We start from the raw sequence: 17,404 nt of genomic DNA, 5'->3' as shown, positions 1-17,404 counted from the left end.
CGGAGTGCTGACCCGTTATGCGCAATTGGATTCGACTCTTCTCCGGCACGCTGCTCGCCGCCACGCTCATGGCGGGCTGTGGCGGCACTGACCCGGACCCCGGCCCCGTTGATCCCCCCACTGACGGTGGCAACGACGCGGGCTTCGACGCGGGCTTCGACGCGGGCTACGTCGAGGACGCGGGCGTCATCATCGACCCCGACCCCGACCCGGGCCCGGTCACCACCGACCCGTACGATCCGAACAACGCGACGAAGGATTCGGACTGCGACGGCCTGACGGACCAGGAGGAGTACTCCACGGTCTACACGGGCAACCTCAAGACGAACCCCGGCCTGCGCGACACGGACGGCGACGGCATCCGCGACGGTGTGGAAGTGGGCCGCACTTCCAGTGTGGATCCGAGCTGCTCCTTCTACCCGGACCTGGACCCCACCACGCGCACCTCGCCGGTGAAGGCGGACACGGACGGCGACGGGCTGTCGGACGGCCTGGAGGACGCCAACCGCAACGGCAAGCGCGACCTCACGGAGACGGACCCCAACACCGCGGACTCCGACGGTGACGGCCTGCCGGACGGCGAGGAGGACGCGAACAAGAACGGCTCGGTGAGCCCCGGTGAGACGGATCCGCGCCTGCGCGACAGCGACGGCGACGGCCTGCCGGACGGCCTGGAGAAGCAGACGGGCACGGATCCGCTCAAGCCCGACACGGACGGCGACACCTGCTCGGACGGCGCCGAGGACGTGAACAAGAACGGCAAGCACGACTCGGGTGAGACGAACCCGCGCGTGGCGGACTGCGCCGCGTCCATCCCCGACGCGGACTTCGACGGCATCCCGGACGCCGTGGAGAACGCCACCGGCACCAACCCGAACAAGGCCGACACGGACGGCGACGGCGTGGCGGACGGCGTGGAGGACACGAACAAGAACGGCCGCGTGGACTCCGGTGAGACGGATCCGCGCCTGACGGACACCGACTGCGACGGCCTGCAGGACGGCGCCGGCCGCGACGGCTTCCTCGGTGAGGACCCCAACTCCAACGGCCAGGTGGACCCCGGCGAGACGGACCCCAGCAACCCGGACTCGGACGGCGACGGTCTGCTCGACGGCGTGGAGCGCGGCGTGACGACGGCCGCGGCCCCCCGCAACAACTGCGGCTACGTGGGCGACGCGGACCCCGCGACGAAGACGGACCCCAACAAGGCGGACTCCGACGGCGACGGCATCCCCGACGGCGCGGAGGACTCCAACCAGAACGGCCGCGTGGATCCGGGTGAGCTCAACCCGCTGGACCCCAAGGACGGCGCGGCCACCACGCCCGCGGGCAAGGCGTGCAGCGTGCAGAACCTGCGCACGGTGACCTTCAAGGAGGACAGCGGCGCGGACATCCGGCTGGCGCTGCCCAACACCTTCAAGACCGCCAACATGGTCAACCTCACCGTCGCCGGCCAGACCGTGGGCGTGATGGGCCATGACGACACGAAGCAGGTGACGTTCATCGCGTACAAGCGCGGCCAGGTGGGCACCTCCACCACGCCCTCCGGTGACGAGTCGGGCATCCGCACCGGCGCGGCGCTCCTGTCGCCGGCCGACGTGGAGTTCACGCAGACGTTCACCACCTGGGACGGCTTCCCCGCGGCGGTCTCCCGCTACGCGCTCGCCGGGACGACGGACCTGAAGGACTTCACCAACTCGCTGGCGCGCCAGCTGGTGCTCAACAGCACCGAAACCCTCGGGGGCCCGGCGGGCATCACCGGTCCGTTCAAGATCCAGGCGCAGTACGTGCACCGCTCCAACGCGAGCGTGGTCGTGGTCCTCGCCATCACGCCGGCGGCCCGCTACAACGAGGCGGGCAGCCTCTTCACGACGGCGGACACGGCGGGCGGCTCCGCGCTGGCGCAGTTCGGTGACGCGGACGCGGTGCAGTGCGAGGTCTTCACCGGCAACACAGCGGTGGTGGACTTCCTCTTCGTCGTGGACGACTCGGGCTCCATGGCGTCCTCCCAGACGTCGCTGGCGAACGCGGGCACGGCGGTGGCCAACAAGCTGGGCAACGCGACGCTGGACTGGCGCGTGTCCATGGTGACCACCAGCTACACGGTGGGCAGCAGCGCCAACCGCAACGTGCTGCGTCCCTTCACCACCAACATCAACCAGTTCAAGGCGTGGCTGACCCAGAACGCGGTGTGCAACAACAACGTGTGCGCCGTGAAGGGCGGCACCACCCAGAACCCGACGTACACGCCGCTGCCCAACACCACCTGCACGGCCAACACCCATTGCTGGGTGGGCCTGGCCGGTGACGGCAGCGAGCGTCCGCTGGAGGCGGCGCGCAAGGCCATCAACGACATGGCCGCTTCCACGGGCGGCGCGGAGACGAAGATCCGTCCGGGCGCCAAGGTGGTGGTGGTCATCCTCACGGACGTGAAGGACCAGTCCACGGACACGGTGGCCAACTACTCCGCGTACTTCCTCAACAGCGGCACCACGTCCGGCACCACGAGCAACCCCACGGGCCAGCCCATCCAGGTGCACGGCATCATCTGCCCGCCGGACGGCGCCCCGTGCTACGCGGGCGAGGACAACACGAACCCGCGCCACCTGGACGTCATCCAGGCCACGGGCGGCGTGTCCGGTAGCATCCGGGACAACACCTCCATCACCAACACCATCAACGCCATCGTGGACAGCGTCATCGCGTCGGTGGGCTACCGCACGCTCAAGCCGCCGATTGGCGCTTCGCTGAAGGTCGCGGTGGAGGCGGTGGTGGACCCGGCCGTCTGCCCGAGCATCGGGGACCTGCCGCGCAGCCGCACCAACGGCTTCGACGTGGACGGCATCAACCGCACCGTGTCCTTCTACGGCGCGTGCCGTCCGAAGGAGTCCGGCAAGACGCAGGCGGCGCTGTCGTACCGCTACTGGATCGACCGCACGACCAAGCCGAACGGCAACCCGCCGCCGTGCGCGTCCGACACGCAGTACTACGACCCGAAGGACCCGGACTTCTGCAAGGGCAAGCTCGCCTGCAACCGCACCACGGACAAGTGCGAGTGCCCGGCGGACTGCGGTGGCACGGCGCCCCCGGGCCAGGTGTGCGACACGGACCGCGCGGTGTGTGACTTCAAGTGCGCGCCGGACTGCGGCGGTGCTTGCGGCACCTTCGAGACGTGCAACACGAACACCTGCTCGTGCAGCTGCGTGCAGTCCGCGACCTGCGCGGCGGGCTACAAGTTCGACAACAACGCCTGCGGCTGCGTCTGCGACACGGGCGCGCTCAACTGCGGCACGGGCTACGGCGCCGACCCGGGCCTCTGCGCCTGCGTCTGCAAGCCGGACTGCGGCGGCTGCGCGCCGGGCTTCACCTGCAACGTCAGCGCGTGCGTCTGCGAGAAGCCCATCGGCTAGGCCGTGAATGAAGACGCGCTCCCGGTGCCTCATGGACCGGGAGCGCGGTGAGTGACTTGCGAAGCCCCCGCTCCGCGCACGCCCCTTTTCACCAGGGCAAGCGGGCCGGGGGCTTCTTCTTGCCCCTTCGCTACTTCACCGCGGCCAGGCCCCCAGGCTCGGCGGCGCGCTGGCGGCGCGGTACACGGGGTAGAGGCCCAGGCGCTCATCCCAGGACGGGTGGCGCTCGGCGAAGAAGCGCAGGCGGGCGCGCGGGTCCTTGGCGAAGCCCGGGTCCTTCATGCGCTCCTGGAAGGCGGCCTTCACGCCCGCGTCCTTCGCCAGCAGCTCCCGGGCGAAGGGCTCCAGCACGTAGTCCTCGATGTATTCCTTCTGCTCGAAGTGGGCGTTGAAGAAGCCCCACGCGAGCAGCGAGTCCGGCCCCGCGGGCTCGAAGAGGTGCGCCACCAGCTCCACGTTCTTCTGCGCCACCGGCACGTACAGCGTGCCCACGGGCAGGTCCTGCGTGTCCGGCTTCCACTCGCCCCTGGCGGCAAGGCCCTGGTGGCTTTCGTTGGAGCGCGCCTGGAACTGGAAGTCCTTGGAGCGGAACGACTCCACCTTCGCGGCGGGCACCGCGCGGGTGAGGCGCTGGAACTGGATGCCGTGCGCGCTCAGCTTGGGCGCGACCCACGCGGCGTGCGCGGCGGACACCAGGTAGCCGCCGGTGGGCAGCGTGGCGGTGACGGCGGGCTGCACGTCCGGCGCGTACGGCACCTTCCACGTCTGGGGCTTCGTGTCGTCGTAGCGGATGTACGGCTGACCGGAGACCTCCGACGGCAGGCGCTCGTAGACGTAGCCCTTGAACTCAATCGTCTCGCGCTTGGGCGTGTTCTCCCAGCCGAGCACCACCTCGCGCACGCCGCCGGACAGGGCCTTCTGGTCCTCCGCCTTCACGGCGGCCAGGAGCGCGGCGCCGTCGCGGCCCACGAGCCTGAGCAGGCCCTCCAGCACGTCGCGGGTGGCCTTCACGCGCTGGGCGTAGTTCTTCCAGGAGTGCGTCTCCACGAGCACGCCGAAGCGGTGGTGCACGGACCAGTACGCATGGCTGAAGCGCGGCGGGGGGACGCCGTAGGCGAAGCCGCTCGTCGGGTCGTCGTCCTTGATGAAGGACGGGTAGAAGCGCAGCGGCTGGTGGCCTTCGGCGGTGAGGCCGGCGAGCAGCTCATCCACCAGCTTCGTGCCGGCTTCGCGCAAGCCGGGCGGGCCGGACTTCTGCGGCTCCAGGCCCACGGACACGTCGGGTTCGAACTTCGCGCCGTCCGTGACGTGCAGGTCCACGTACACCAGCGGGTCCCACGCGTGGAGGTACTTGAGCAGCAGCGCCATCTCCGGCGCGTCCGCCTTCACGTAGTCGCGGTTCAGGTTGAGGTTTTGCGCGGTGACGCGAAAGCCCATCTCCTCCGGGCCCACCTGGTTGGGGCGGTGGTTGGGGTTGAAGCGCTCATGGCCGTCCACGTTGAAGACGGGCACGAAGACGGCGGTGACGTTCTTGAGCAGGTCCGGCACGGAGGCGCGGTTCTGGAGCGCGTCGCGCAAGAGCCAGAAGCCGGCGTCCTTGCCGTCGATTTCACCCGCGTGGATGCCACCCTGGAAGAAGACGACGGGGCGCCCCTTCTTGCGCGCGGCGTCCGCGGTGAGGGTGCCGTCCGGGCTCACGACGAGCGCCACCATGGGGCGGCCCTCCGGCGTGGTGCCCAGCGTGTCGCAGCGGGCCTTGCCGGGGAACGCCTTGGGGAAGGCGCGGCAGAGGCTCTCCGCTTCCGCGTAGCGGCCGGTGCGCTTCCAGCCGCTCTGCTCGGAGACGGTGGTGAGAGGGGGTGGGGCCTGCGTGAGGACCAGGGCTGCGAGGGTGGGCAGGAGCATGCCCGCTTGAGACCACAAGCCCCGCCAGCGCTCAACCGTGCCGCACGGTGTGTGTGCCGCCCACGGGCAGCACGTGCACGCGGTCTCTCGGCCAGCCCCGGCGCAGCCATTCGGCGTCCAGGCGGGCGGGCGGTTCGTCCAGGGGCTCGTCGGTGAGCTTGAAGGTGCCCCAGTGCATGGCGAAGAAGGCCAGCGCGCCCAGGTCCTCGAAGGCCTGCACCGCCTCCTCCGGGTTCATGTGCTGCAGCCGCATGAACCACGCCGGGTCATAGGCGCCAATGGGCAACAGCGCCGCGTCCAGCTTGGGGAACCTCGCGCCAATCTCCTTGAAGCCCTGGAAGTAGGCGGTGTCGCCGGAGTGGTAGACGCGCGCGCTGGAGCCCTCCACCACGAAGCCGCCCCAGAGCATCTCGTTGGCGTCGTTGAGGCCGCGGCGGCTCCAGTGCTGGGACGGCACGTAGTGCACGCGCACGGGCCCCACCTGCGTGGACTCCCACCAGTCCAGCTCGTGGAAGGGCAGGCCCTGTCCCTGGAACACCGGCGCGTGGCCCAGGCCGGTGACGATGCGGGCGCCCACCTGCTTGAGCGTGGGCAGGTCCAGGTGGTCGTAGTGGTTGTGCGTCACCAGGCTCGCGTCGATGCGCGGCAGCTTCTCCACGGGCACGCCGGGCGGCACGTTGCGGCGGATGACGACGTTGATGGCGTCGCGCAGCACCGGGTCGATGAGCAGCGACACGCCATCCAGCTGCACCAGCCAGCTGGCGTGGCCCAGCCACGTGAGGCGGGCGCCTTCACCCGGCGCGGGCGGGGTGGCGAGCAGGGCCAGATCCGGCTCCACGTGCGGCACGACGGCGCGCGCGGGTGAGTCGCGGCGCTTGCCCGTGAGCTTGTCCGTGACGGCCCACTTGAACACGCGGGTGAAGGGCTGCGGTCCGCTGCCATCCAGGTTCTTGAAGCGCATTGTCAGTCATATAAACCGTTCCATGGGACCTGTCTCCGGCACCACGACCCGCAGGGTGTTGCTCGCGTTCGGGGCGCTGGTGGCGCTGTTCGCGGCGGCGTCGGCCTATGCGCTCGGCCGGCTGGCGGACATCCACGAGGGCACGCGCGCGCTGCGCGAGGTGGGCGGCCGGGCGCGGGAGGCGCGCGAGCTGGCCACGGCGGTGAGGGACCAGTACGCGCACCTGGCGCACACCATCATCCTGGGCAATGACAGCCACCGTCACTTCCACACGGAGGCCCGCGCCCGCGTGGAGGCGCTGACGCGCAGTCTGGCGGAGCACGCGCGCGACGCGGACGAGCGCGCGGCGGTGGCGGACATCCAGGCGTCGGGCGACGCGCTGGACACGCTCTACCGGGACACGCTGTTGCCCGCGGTGCTGGCGAAGGACGCGGGCGCGGTGGAGGCGGCGCACGGGCGCGCGCTGGAGTGGGTGTCGCGCATCCAGGCCCGGGTGGACGCGCTGACGGCGGACTCGGACGCGTCGATGGCGGCCTTCGAGTCGCACGTGGGCGCGGTGGAGCGCGACAGCTTCCGCTGGGCGCTGCTCCTCCTGGGCGGGGCCACGCTGTTCGCGGCCGGGGTGGGGGTGTACATCGGCAACTCGGTGGCGCGGCCGGTGGCGCGGCTGTCCGAGGGCGCGGCGCGGCTGGCTCACGGGGACCTGGACGTGCGCATTCCTGAAGATGATCCGGGGGAGCTGGGGCACCTGGCCGCGCAGCTCAACCGGATGACGGGGGCGCTGCGCGAGCACCAGGCGCGGCTCGTCCAGCACGAGAAGCTGGCGGGCATTGGCCGGCTGGCGGCGGGCGTGGCGCACGAAATCAACAACCCGCTGGGCGTCATCCTCGGGTACGTGCGGCTGTTGCAGCGGCGGGCGGAGGGCGCGCTCGCGGAGGACCTGCGCGTGGTGGAGGAGGAGGCGGTGCGCTGTCAGGACATCGTGGAGGGCCTGCTGGACCTGGCGCGTCCGGGGCGGGGACCGCTGGAGCCGGTGGCGCTGCGCGACGCGTGCGAGGAGGTCGTCTTGCGCCTGCGCGAGGCCACGAAGCTGGGCGCGGTGACGGTGGAGGTGCACGGCGAGGGCACCGCGTGGGCGCAGGCCCCGCGCTTGCGGCAGGTGCTGCTCAACTTGATCAAGAACGCGGCGGAGGCCTCGGGCGAGGGAGGACGGGTGGAGGTGCGCATCACGGGGGACGCGGACGGAGCCGCGCGCGTGGCGGTGTCCGACTCCGGGCCCGGCGTGACGCCGGAGGCACGGGCCCAGCTCTTCGAGCCCTTCTTCACGACGAAGCCCTCCGGCACGGGGCTGGGGCTCGCGGTGAGCCAGGCCATCGCGGAGGCGCACGGCGGCCGCATCGACGTGGACACGGGCGCCCTGGGCGGCGCGCGCTTCACGCTGTCGCTGCCCGCGCGACAGGAGGCGGCATGAGCAGCGGCAAGCCCTCGGTCCTCGTCGTGGACGACAAGGAGAACATGCTCAAGCTGTTCGCGCGCATCCTGGGGGACGCGTACGCGGTGACGACCGCGCCCGACGGCCTCCAGGCCCTGGCGCTGCTCTCCGCGCGAGCGTTCGACGTGGTGGTCACCGACATCCAGATGCCGGGCGCGGACGGCTTCACGGTGCTGCGCGAGGTGAAGCGGCGCGCGCCGGACACGGAGGTCGTCCTCGTCACCGCCTACGCGAGCATCCCCAAGGCCGTGGAGGCCATCAAGGAAGGCGCGTACGACTACCTGTCCAAGCCCTTCGACCCGGATGAGGTGGCCCTGGTCGTCGCTCGCGCCCTGGAGCGCCAGCGCCAGTCCCGTGACGCGCGGGGGCTGGCCGCCCGCGCATCCCGCATGCCGGACTTCCACGGCCTGCGTGGCACCAGCCCGGCGCTCCAGAAGACGCACGCGCTGCTCGCGCAGGTGGCCTCGCGCGAACTCACCGTGGTGCTCACCGGCGAGACGGGCACCGGCAAGGAGCTGGCCGCCCGCGCGCTGCACCGCGAGAGCCCGCGCCGCGACAAGCCCTTCGTCGCGGTGAACTGCGGCGCGCTGCCGGCGGAGCTGGTGGAGAGCGAGCTCTTCGGCCACGCGAAGGGCGCCTTCACCGGCGCCACCGGCGCGAAGGCCGGCCTCTTCGAGGAGGCCCACGGCGGCACGCTCTTCCTGGACGAAGTGGGGGACCTGCCCCTGCCCGTGCAGGTGAAGCTCAACCGCGCGCTCCAGGAGAAGGAGATCCGTCGCGTGGGCACCACCACGCCGGTGACGGTGGACGTGCGCGTGGTGGCGGCGACGCACCGGGACCTGGCGCAGGAGGTCTCAGCGGGGCGCTTCCGCGAGGACCTCTACTACCGGCTGGGCGGCGTGACGGTGCGCATGCCCGCCTTGCGCGAGCGCCGCGAGGACATCCCGCTGCTCGCCATGCACTTCCTCGCGGGCGCGAACCGGCCGGAGCTGGAGGGCTTCACGCCCCAGGCCCTGCGCACGCTCACGGACGCGCCCTGGCCCGGCAACGTGCGGCAGCTGCAGAACGCGGTGGCGCGCGCGGCGGCGGTGGCGGCGGGCCCCCGAATCGTTCCGGAGGACCTGCCGCCAGAGCTGGGCACGGCGCGTGTCCCCGTGGTCCAGATGTCCGTCGGCCCGCTGCCCGCCGAGGCACTGGCGAAGCAGCCCTACCGCGAGGCCGTGGACCGCGTGCGCGACGCCGTGTCGCGCGACTACCTCACCGCGCTGATGCAGGAGTTCTCCGGCAACGTCACCCACGCGGCCGAGCGCGCGGGCATGGAGCGCGAGAGCCTGCACCGCCTGCTCAAGCGCTACGGCGTCCGCACGGAGGACTTCAAGCGCGGGGACTGAAGCAGGGCCCTTAGCGGGGCTCGTGCTGCGACAGCACCTTGTCCAGCGCCTCCGCCTGCGCGCGGACGTCCGGGTCGGTGTCCTTCGCGGCCTTGGCCAGGTGCGCGCGGGCCCGGGCGGCCTCCGTCTTCGCCAGCGCCATGGCCATACACAGGTTCGCCTTGGGGTGATCCGGAGCTGCCGCCAGCGCGGGCTTCAGGACGGCCTCCGCCTGGGCGTCCTCCTGCTTCTCCAGGTGGAACATGGCCAGGACACAGGCGGGCTCCACCGCCGAGGGCTGCTGCTTCAGCGCCTCCTGCAGGAGCTCCGTCGCGAAGCCGCGCTGGCCGTGCCCGTCCATCGCGAACGCCATGGCGTGCAGCTCCTCCACGGTGGCGTCCCCCTGCTTCTTCGCCTGCTCCACCAGACGCTGCGCGTTCTCGAAGTTGCCAGCGCGCAGTTCCTTGATGCCCTCGGAATACAGGTAGTTCGCCACGGTGTCCTCCAGTGCACCACGCGGTGCGTTGATGGCGCATTCTGCGCGAGTTTGGGTGGGGGGCCGCAACTTTGGGCAGGCGGTTTCCGAAAAATCGAGAAGACTTCTCCCCCAGGTCCCCCCAATGATCATCCGCAACACGCCCGTCCGCCCGCCGCAGACCTCCGGTACGGAGTCCACCGCCGCGCGTCCCGCCGCCCCCGCCGCGCGCAACGCGGTGAAGGACTCCTTCGCCTCCGGCACCAACGCCGCCCAGCGCACGGGCGCCGTGGGCAAGGCGCCCCCGGGCGACCACGGCAAGCTGATGAGCGAGTACCTCACCGGCGCGCGCCCGCCCCCGGCGGACTTCGAGCAGGTGATGGGCTACAAGCCCTACGCCATCCAGACGCCGCACGGCCAGCGCATGCAGGATCCGCTCGGCTACGCCTCCGTCCCCGGCAAGATTGGCCCGGACAAGGAGTTCGACCCGGCGGCCAAGACGCACGACTACGGCTACGACCTGCTGCGTTACTACGACCGCAAGGGCACGCCGCTGAAGCCGGAGGCCCGCAAGGCCGCGGACGCGCAGTTCCGCCAGGACATGTTCGACTACGCGAACGACCAGAAGGGCGGGGTGGCGAAGTTCAAGTACCGCGCCTGGGCGCAGATCTACGCCACCGCGGTGGAGCTGAACTCCCGCGTGCAGGGCTACGGCCCTCCGTAGTACTCAAAGCGTCGTATGGACGCTGAAGGGACAGAAGCGGCGCTGCCCCCGGACCGCGAGGACGTGGTGGCGGCGCTCCTGGCCCACCAGCGCCGCTTCCTCGCCTTCCTGGAGCGGCGGGTGGGCAGCCGGGCCGTCGCGGAGGACCTCTTCCAGACGGCCTTCGCCCGCACCCTGGAGAAGGGCGGGGCGCTGAAGGACGGCGAGGGCGCGGTGGCGTGGTTCTACCGCCTCCTGCGCAACGCCCTGGTGGACCACCATCGCCGGCAGTCCGCGGAGGGACGCGCGCTGGAGGTGGAGGCCCGCGACGCGGACGCCGCCACCGTGGACCTGGAGCTGGAGTCCACGGTGTGCGCGTGCCTCACGGACCTCCTGCCCACGCTCAAGCCCGAGTACGCGCAGCTGGTGCGCCAGGTGGACCTGGAGGGGCGCGCGGTGCCGGACGTGGCGCGCGAGGTGGGCATCACCTCCAACAACGCGGGCGTGCGGCTGCACCGCGCCAGGCTTGCCCTCAAGCGGTCGCTGGAGCGGGGCTGCGGCGCGTGCGCGGCGCACGGCTGCCTGGATTGCTCCTGCAAGCCCCGCCGCTGAAGGCGGCCTGAGTTCAAGGGCACGTCGCCGCGTTGTCGTTCTGGCCGATGTTGATGCCCGACAGCGGTTCGCCCATGAACACGTCCCCCGCCAGCGCGGTGGCCAGGCACGTGGGCAGCTTCGGGTTGTCCACGACGACGAAGGCCAGCGACACGCGCGCCAGCTCCGTCAGGCCAAAGCCCGTGAGCGCCGCGTTGCCCTGGAGGCTGAGGACGTCCAGCTCGCGCAGCGTCGCCAGGCCGCCCAGGTTCGTGAGCGCCGCGTTGCCCAGCACCTCCAGCGTGGTCAGCCGGGTCAGCCGCTGGAAGCCCTCCAGTGACGTCAGCAGCGGGTTGCCCACGACGGACAGCGTGTCCGTGGTGCGAAGCAGGGGCAGGCCGCGCACGCGCTGGAGCTTCTCGTTGAACTTCACGGAGAAGGCCCCGGCCTGCGCCAGCGCGGGCATGTCCCCCACGCTCACCAGCTCCTTGTTGCCCTGGATGTGGATGCGGCCCGCGGACGCCAGCTGCTCCAGCCCCGTCGTGTCCGTCAGCCGGGGGTTGCCGGAGATGAACAGCTCGCCCACGGAGGTGAGCCGAGCCAGCGGGTGGAGCCGCTCCAGCAGCGCGTTGTCCCGCAGCTCCAGGCCGCCGTCCACGGAGGTCAGCTGCTCCAGGCCGAAGGGGCCCCCCATCGCGGGGTTGTTCGCGATGCGCACGTTCCCGTGGACCTGGGTCAGCTGGATGAAGGGGGTGCGGTCCATCCGCAGGTGGTCCTCGATGGTGAGCGACCCCTTGAGCACGTGGACGTAGGGCAGCAGGCCCGGCTCCACCAGCGCGTTGTTCGCGCGCAGGGAGATGCTGTCCGCCGGCTGCACCGCCGCCAGCCCCTCCAGCGTGGGGAGCATGGGGTTGTCCTCCACGAGGAGGCTGCGCTGGACCTGCACCATCGTGTCCGGCGCCGTGCCCAGCGTGAGCACGTCCAGCCGGGCGTTGGAGGTCACCTCCGCGCTGCCGCCCACGAAGCGCAGGGCGGGCATGGACAGCCGGCGCAGGCTGGCGTTGCCCCGCACCGTGAGGCTCTTGTTGATGACCGCCAGCGAGGGGAGCACCGCGTCGGTGAGCGTGGGCGCGGAGATGATCAGCTCGCCCCGCAGGTGGGTGACGCCCTCGAGCGCCACCAGGTCCACGGGGCCCGTCACCGTGAAGTCCCCGTCATGCACGCGGGCGGTCTGGCACACGAACACCGCCGTCGCGAAGCCGTGCGGATCCAGGTCTCCGTCGCGGTCCCGGTCCTGGATGGCGTCCACGCGGATGCCACCCCGGGCGCAGTCCGGACCGGGGCCCTCTCCGTCGTGGTAGACCTTCAGGTCGGAGGGCTCCAGGCCGCAGGCATAGGCCGTGGCTTCGACCTCGGACGCCGAGAGCACGGCGTCGCCGTTCTGGTCGCCACCGGCCTCCAGCACGAGGCCGCCCTGGTCGTCCCCGTCGCACGGCGCGGTGAAGGGGGGCAGCGTGCGCAGCCGTGACAGGACGGGGGCCGGATCGTCGCAGGCGTACACCTCCTGCGAAATCTCCTCGTCCTCCAGCAGCCCGTTGCCGTTGGCGTCATGGCCGGCGTGGGACACCTGCCCGCCCAGGGCGCACTTCTCGCCCGGAGTCACCTGCCGCGTGCGCAGCAGCACGTTGGTGACCGAGGTGGCGCAGACGAAGTCGGTGAGGGTGACCTCCCCGTCCTCGAGCTGCCCGTTGAAGTTCCGGTCCAGGCCGGACTGCACCGCCTGGCCTCCCAGCGCGCAGTTCGCGCCGTGGGGTTCGGCCTGGATGCGGGTGCGGACCTTGGGCGTGGGGTCGTCGCAGACGTACTCGGTGTCGGTCACCTCGGAGTCGTCCAGCTCCCCGTCGCGGTCGCGGTCCAGGCCGGAGTCCACCCGGTCGCCGCCGAACTCGCAGTGCCCGCCAGGGGGCTCCGGGCGCACCCGGGTCTTCGCGTCGCGCTGGGTGATGCTCGACAGGTCGATGGCATCACAGCCGCTCGCGAGCAGGGCGAGCATCGCCCCCCACGTGCCCCACATGCGTCGCATTCGGTGCTCTCTCTGGTCGGGCCCCGACCTTGCTTCCCTTGCCATACGGAGCGGTGGGATTTTCCAGGCTGTTTCGCCGCGAGTCCACCGCGTCCGGGCGCGCAAGCCCCTGGAACTCCAGGCCGCCGGCGCCGCCTCCTACCGGAAAATGCCCCGCGCGGACAGGGCCCCGGCCTGCCTGGCGCCCTGCCCGCCAGTGGGAGGAGCGCGGACGGTTCGGAGGCGCCGGGAGGGGGGATGGCGCATGTGTGTAAGAGCTCGACGGGTGCCGCGTTGGCCCGGGGAAAGGAGGCTTCACGTGACGCATTCCCATCGGCATCCCCCTGCTTCGCCTTTCTCCCGGCCGCCGCCCCAAGAGGGCGGAGCAGGGCCGGCCATCGACCCCGTGTGCGGCATGGAGGTGGACCCCCGCGCGCCCCGGGGCGGCAGCTGGGAGCACGAGGGGCACACCTGGTTCTTCTGCAATCCGAAGTGCCGCCAGCGCTTCCAGGCGGACCCCGGGCACTTCCTCCAGCCCCAGACCCCGCCACCGCCCGCCGCGCCGGGCGCCGTGTACGTGTGCCCCATGGATCCGGAGGTGCGCCAGGACGCGCCGGGGGCCTGCCCGAAGTGCGGCATGGCGCTGGAGCCCGAGGCGCCGCCCGTCCTTCAGACGCGCGTCGAATACACCTGCCCCATGCACCCGGAGGTGGTGCGGGACGGGCCCGGCACCTGCCCGAAGTGCGGCATGGCGCTGGAGCCGCGCACGGTGACGGTGGAGGAGCCGCCGGATCCGGAGCTGCGTTCGATGACGCGGAGGTTCTGGGTGGGGCTGGCGCTGAGCGTGCCGCTGATGCTGCTGGGCATGTCGGACATGTTGCCGGTGCGGCCCGCGCTGTCGCCTTCCGCGAACGTGTGGGTGCAGTTCGCGCTGGCGACGCCGGTGGTGCTGTGGGTGGGGGCGCCGTTCTTCCAGCGGGGCTGGGCGTCGGTGCGGAACCGGCACCTGAACATGTTCACGCTCATCGCGCTGGGCGCGGGCGCGGCGTACGCCTTCAGCGTGGTGGCGACGCTGTTCCCGCACCTGTTGCCGGAGGGCGCGCGCACGGGGCATGGCGGCACCGCGCCCGTGTACTACGAGGCCGCCGCCATCATCCTCACGCTGGTGGCGCTGGGGCAGGTGCTGGAATTGCGCGCCCGCCACGCGACGTCCGGAGCGCTGCGGGCCCTGCTGTCGCTGGCCCCCGCCACGGCCAGGCGCATCACGGACGATGGCCACGAGGAGGACGTGCCGTTGTCCCAGGTTCACGTGGGATGGCGCCTGCGCGTGCGTCCCGGTGAGAAGGTGCCGGTGGACGGCGAGGTGCTGGAGGGCGCGAGCGCGGTGGACGAATCGCTCGTCACCGGAGAGCCGGTGCCGGTGGAGAAGGGGCCGGGCGCGAAGGTGACGGGCGGCACGGTGAACGGCACGGGGTCGTGGGTGATGCGGGCGGAGCGGGTGGGGAAGGACACGCTCCTGTCGCGCATCGTCCAGCGCGTGGCGGAGGCGCAGCGCACGCGAGCCCCCATCCAGCGGCTGGCGGACCGGGTGGCCGGCATCTTCGTGCCCGCGGTCATCGCGGTGGCGGTGGTGACGGCGGTCATCTGGGGCGTGTGGGGACCGGAGCCGAGGCTCGCGCACGCGCTGGTGAACGCGGTGGCCGTGCTCATCATCGCCTGCCCGTGCGCGCTGGGCCTGGCCACGCCCATGTCCGTGATGGTGGGAACAGGGCAGGGCGCGCGCATGGGCGTGCTCATCCGCGACGCGGCGGCGCTGGAGCGGATGGCGGCGGTGGACACGCTGGTGGTGGACAAGACGGGCACGCTCACGGAGGGGCGTCCGCACCTCGTGACGGTGGAGCCCGCGCCGGGAGTCGACGCGTCCGGGTTGCTGCGTCTGGCCGCGAGCCTGGAGCGCGGCAGTGAGCACCCGCTGGCCGCCGCAGTGGTCGCGGGAGCCAGGGAGCGCGGGGTGTCTCCCGGACGCGTGGAGGACTTCCAGTCCATCACGGGGCAGGGCGTCCGGGGCCGAGTGGAAGGACGCGAGGTCGCGCTGGGCAACGCGGCGCTGATGCGCGGCCTGGGCGTGGAGGCGGAGTCGCTGACGGAGCGCGCGGAGGCGCTGCGCCACGAGGGCCAGACCGTGGTGCTGGTGTCGGTGGACGGCCGGGCGGCGGGCCTCCTGGGCGTGGAGGATCCGCTGAAGACCTCCACGCCGGAGGCCCTGGCGCGGCTGCGGGACGAAGGCCTACGAGTGGTCATGCTCACCGGCGACAGCCCGACGACGGCGCACGCGGTGGCGCGCCGGCTGGGCATCACGGAGGTGATTGCTGGAGTGCAGCCGGACGCGAAGGGCGACGTGGTGAAGGCGCTGCAAGCGCAGGGACGCGTGGTGGCGATGGCGGGCGACGGCGTGAACGACGCTCCGGCGCTGGCACTGGCGGACGTGGGCATCGCGATGGGGACGGGCACGGACATCGCGATGGAGAGCGCGGGCGTGACGCTGGTGAAGGGCGACCTGCGAGGCATCGCGAGGGCGCGCGGGTTGAGCCAGGGCGTGCTGCGCAACATCCGGCAGAACCTCTTCTTCGCCTTCGTCTACAACCTGCTGGGCGTCCCGCTGGCGGCGGGCGTGCTGTACCCCGTCCTCGGGTTGCTCCTGAGCCCGCTGTTCGCGAGCGCCGCGATGAGCCTGTCGTCCGTGTCCGTCATCGGCAACGCCCTGCGCTTGCGGAGGCTGAAGGTCTAGACCCGGCAGCCGGCCGTCCGGGCATGCGGGATGACGGGCCGCGGCCTCACGCGTGCCCACCGTGAGGGGTGGACTTCAAGGAACCGAAAGGACACCCACCATGGCGAACGCCGAAGTGATGCGAAGCGACGACGAGATGCGGGAATGCATCGACAACTGTCTGTCCTGTCACCGCGTCTGCCTGGAGGCGCTGGCGGACGGCCTCAAGCGGGGAGGCAAGCTCGCGGAACCCGGGCACCTGCGGCTGCTGATGGACTGCGCGGACATCTGCGACACGAGCGCGCGCTTCATGCTCCGAGGTTCGGATCTGCATTCCCGCACCTGCTTCGCCTGCGCGGAGGTGTGCGCCGCCTGCGCGACCGCCTGCGAAGAGACGGGCCTCGAGGGCCTGATGAAGGCCTGCGCGGAGGCCTGCCGCCGCTGCGAGGAGTCCTGCCGGAGGATGAGCGGCGGGGTGATGCCCCAGCCCCTCAACCCGGAGGCCGCCCAGCGCGCCGCCGACCTGCCCGCCTGAAGGGGGCGTGCACGGACGCCCGGGGCCATTAGACTGGGCCCATGAACGCCCGCGAGGAGGGGCGCGCCCCGAGCGCGTCCCCCAGTCACATCTCCGTCGTCCGGCTCCCCCACTCCTGGTTCATCCTCTGCACGTCGGGGGAGCTGGGGGACAAGCCGCTCGCGCGCACGCTGCAGGGCACGCCCCTGGTGCTCTTCCGAGGGGAGGGCGGCAAGCCCGGCGCCCTGGTGGACCGCTGCCCGCACCGCAACGTGCCGCTGTCGCTGGGCCGCGTGAAGAACGGCCAGCTGGAGTGCGGCTACCACGGGTGGCGCTTCGACACCGGGGGCCAGTGCCGGCTCATCCCGGGCCTGCTGGGCGAACCCGAGGCCCGCTCCCGCTGCGCTTCTTCCCACGCGACGCGCGAACAGGACGGCTTCGTCTGGGTCTACTCCACGCCCGGCGTCGAGCCCACGACGGAGCCCTTCCGCTTCCCGCTGCTGGACGCGGCGGACTACACCACCGTGCGCCGCGTGCTGCGCGCGCCCGGGTCGCTGCACGCGGTGCTGGAGAACACGCTGGACGTGCCGCACACCGCCTTCCTCCACGGCGGCCTGTTCCGCACGGAAGAGAAGAAGAACGAAATCGACGTGGTGGTGCGCAGGAGCGCGGACCGCGTGGAGGCGGAGTACCTGGGCGAGCCCGCGCCCAAGGGGCTCGTGGGAAGGCTGCTCGCGCCGGGCGGCGGCGTGGTGCAGCACTTCGACCGCTTCCTCATGCCGTCCATCGCGCAGGTGGAGTACCGCCTGGGGGACAAGAGCCACATCCTGGTCAACTCCGCCATGACGCCGGTGAGTGACTGGGACACGCTCGTGTACGCGGTGGTGACGGTGAAGCTGCCCGTGCCGCGCTGGCTGCTCAAGGCCGCGGTGCCCTTCGTGCTGCCCGTGGGCCTGCACATCTTCGGACAGGACGCGCGCATCCTGTCGAAGCAGACGGACTCCATCCGCCGCTTCGGTACGGAGGCCTACGCCTCCACCGAAATCGACGTCCTGGGCCCCAGCATCCTGCGCCTGATGCGCGCCCAGGAGCGCGAGCGCACCGCGCCGCCTCCGGACACGGTGCACGAGACGCGCGTGCGCATGCGCACGTAA

The 17,404-nt window shown here is 71.7% G+C and carries 12 protein-coding genes; 8 read left to right on the top strand and 4 right to left on the bottom strand.

The window, feature by feature from the left end; genetic code table 11:
* Nucleotides 1-17: 17 nt before the first annotated feature.
* Nucleotides 18-3,410, top strand: a complete 3,393-nt coding sequence (cglD, locus tag D7X96_RS12935) for an adventurous gliding motility lipoprotein CglD (protein WP_121769845.1) — start codon at nt 18-20, stop codon at nt 3,408-3,410.
* Between the two features lie 135 nt (nt 3,411-3,545).
* Here the strand turns inward: cglD and D7X96_RS12930 are convergent, their stop codons facing one another.
* Both D7X96_RS12930 and D7X96_RS12925 read right to left on the bottom strand, forming a co-directional pair.
* Nucleotides 3,546-5,315: a M14 family metallopeptidase gene (locus tag D7X96_RS12930; protein ID WP_121769844.1), complete on the bottom strand. Its 1,770-nt coding sequence runs from the start codon at nt 5,313-5,315 to the stop codon at nt 3,546-3,548.
* A gap of 31 nt (nt 5,316-5,346) precedes the next feature.
* Nucleotides 5,347-6,282, bottom strand: coding sequence for an MBL fold metallo-hydrolase (locus D7X96_RS12925; RefSeq protein ID WP_120546521.1), 936 nt, complete (start codon nt 6,280-6,282; stop codon nt 5,347-5,349).
* A gap of 16 nt (nt 6,283-6,298) precedes the next feature.
* Here D7X96_RS12925 and D7X96_RS12920 point away from each other — a divergent pair, with 16 nt between their 5' ends.
* Entirely contained in the window at nt 6,299-7,747 is a 1,449-nt protein-coding gene (locus D7X96_RS12920; protein WP_121769843.1) for a sensor histidine kinase, read from the top strand.
* On the top strand, nt 7,744-9,159 hold the full coding sequence (locus D7X96_RS12915) for a sigma-54-dependent transcriptional regulator (RefSeq protein ID WP_121769842.1): 1,416 nt from the start codon (nt 7,744-7,746) through the stop codon (nt 9,157-9,159). The genes D7X96_RS12920 and D7X96_RS12915 overlap by 4 nt, the downstream gene beginning before the upstream one ends.
* A 10-nt stretch (nt 9,160-9,169) precedes the next feature.
* Here D7X96_RS12915 and D7X96_RS12910 read toward each other — a convergent pair whose 3' ends face one another.
* Nucleotides 9,170-9,634 (bottom strand): tetratricopeptide repeat protein, encoded by a 465-nt coding sequence (locus tag D7X96_RS12910; protein ID WP_233609446.1) that lies wholly within the window; start codon nt 9,632-9,634, stop codon nt 9,170-9,172.
* 124 nt (nt 9,635-9,758) lie between these two features.
* Between D7X96_RS12910 and D7X96_RS12905 the strand changes: the two genes are divergently transcribed.
* On the top strand, nt 9,759-10,337 hold the full coding sequence (locus D7X96_RS12905; protein ID WP_121769841.1) for a phospholipase A2 family protein: 579 nt from the start codon (nt 9,759-9,761) through the stop codon (nt 10,335-10,337).
* Between the two features lie 15 nt (nt 10,338-10,352).
* Entirely contained in the window at nt 10,353-10,928 is a 576-nt protein-coding gene (locus D7X96_RS12900; RefSeq protein ID WP_120546517.1) for an RNA polymerase sigma factor, read from the top strand.
* A 13-nt stretch (nt 10,929-10,941) separates the two neighbouring features.
* Here D7X96_RS12900 and D7X96_RS12895 read toward each other — a convergent pair whose 3' ends face one another.
* Nucleotides 10,942-12,990, bottom strand: coding sequence for a DUF7151 family protein (locus D7X96_RS12895; RefSeq protein ID WP_147468293.1), 2,049 nt, complete (start codon nt 12,988-12,990; stop codon nt 10,942-10,944).
* 244 nt (nt 12,991-13,234) lie between these two features.
* On the opposite strand from D7X96_RS12895, the gene D7X96_RS12890 reads away from it, so the two are divergent.
* The 3 genes from D7X96_RS12890 (at nt 13,235) to D7X96_RS12880 (ending at nt 17,404) form a co-directional block, all read left to right on the top strand.
* Nucleotides 13,235-15,757: a heavy metal translocating P-type ATPase gene (locus D7X96_RS12890; RefSeq protein WP_370450119.1), complete on the top strand. Its 2,523-nt coding sequence runs from the start codon at nt 13,235-13,237 to the stop codon at nt 15,755-15,757.
* A 100-nt stretch (nt 15,758-15,857) separates the two neighbouring features.
* Nucleotides 15,858-16,271 (top strand): four-helix bundle copper-binding protein, encoded by a 414-nt coding sequence (locus D7X96_RS12885; RefSeq protein WP_121769838.1) that lies wholly within the window; start codon nt 15,858-15,860, stop codon nt 16,269-16,271.
* 41 nt (nt 16,272-16,312) lie between these two features.
* The gene (locus D7X96_RS12880) at nt 16,313-17,404 is read left to right on the top strand and encodes a Rieske 2Fe-2S domain-containing protein (protein ID WP_120546513.1); all 1,092 of its coding nucleotides are present in this window, start codon (nt 16,313-16,315) and stop codon (nt 17,402-17,404) included.

This window comes from Corallococcus interemptor (assembly GCF_003668875.1).
Classification (GTDB): Bacteria; Myxococcota; Myxococcia; order Myxococcales; family Myxococcaceae; genus Corallococcus; species Corallococcus interemptor.
The sequence above is the reverse complement of the archived record's forward strand: the minus strand, read 5'-3'. Positions and strand labels throughout refer to the sequence as shown.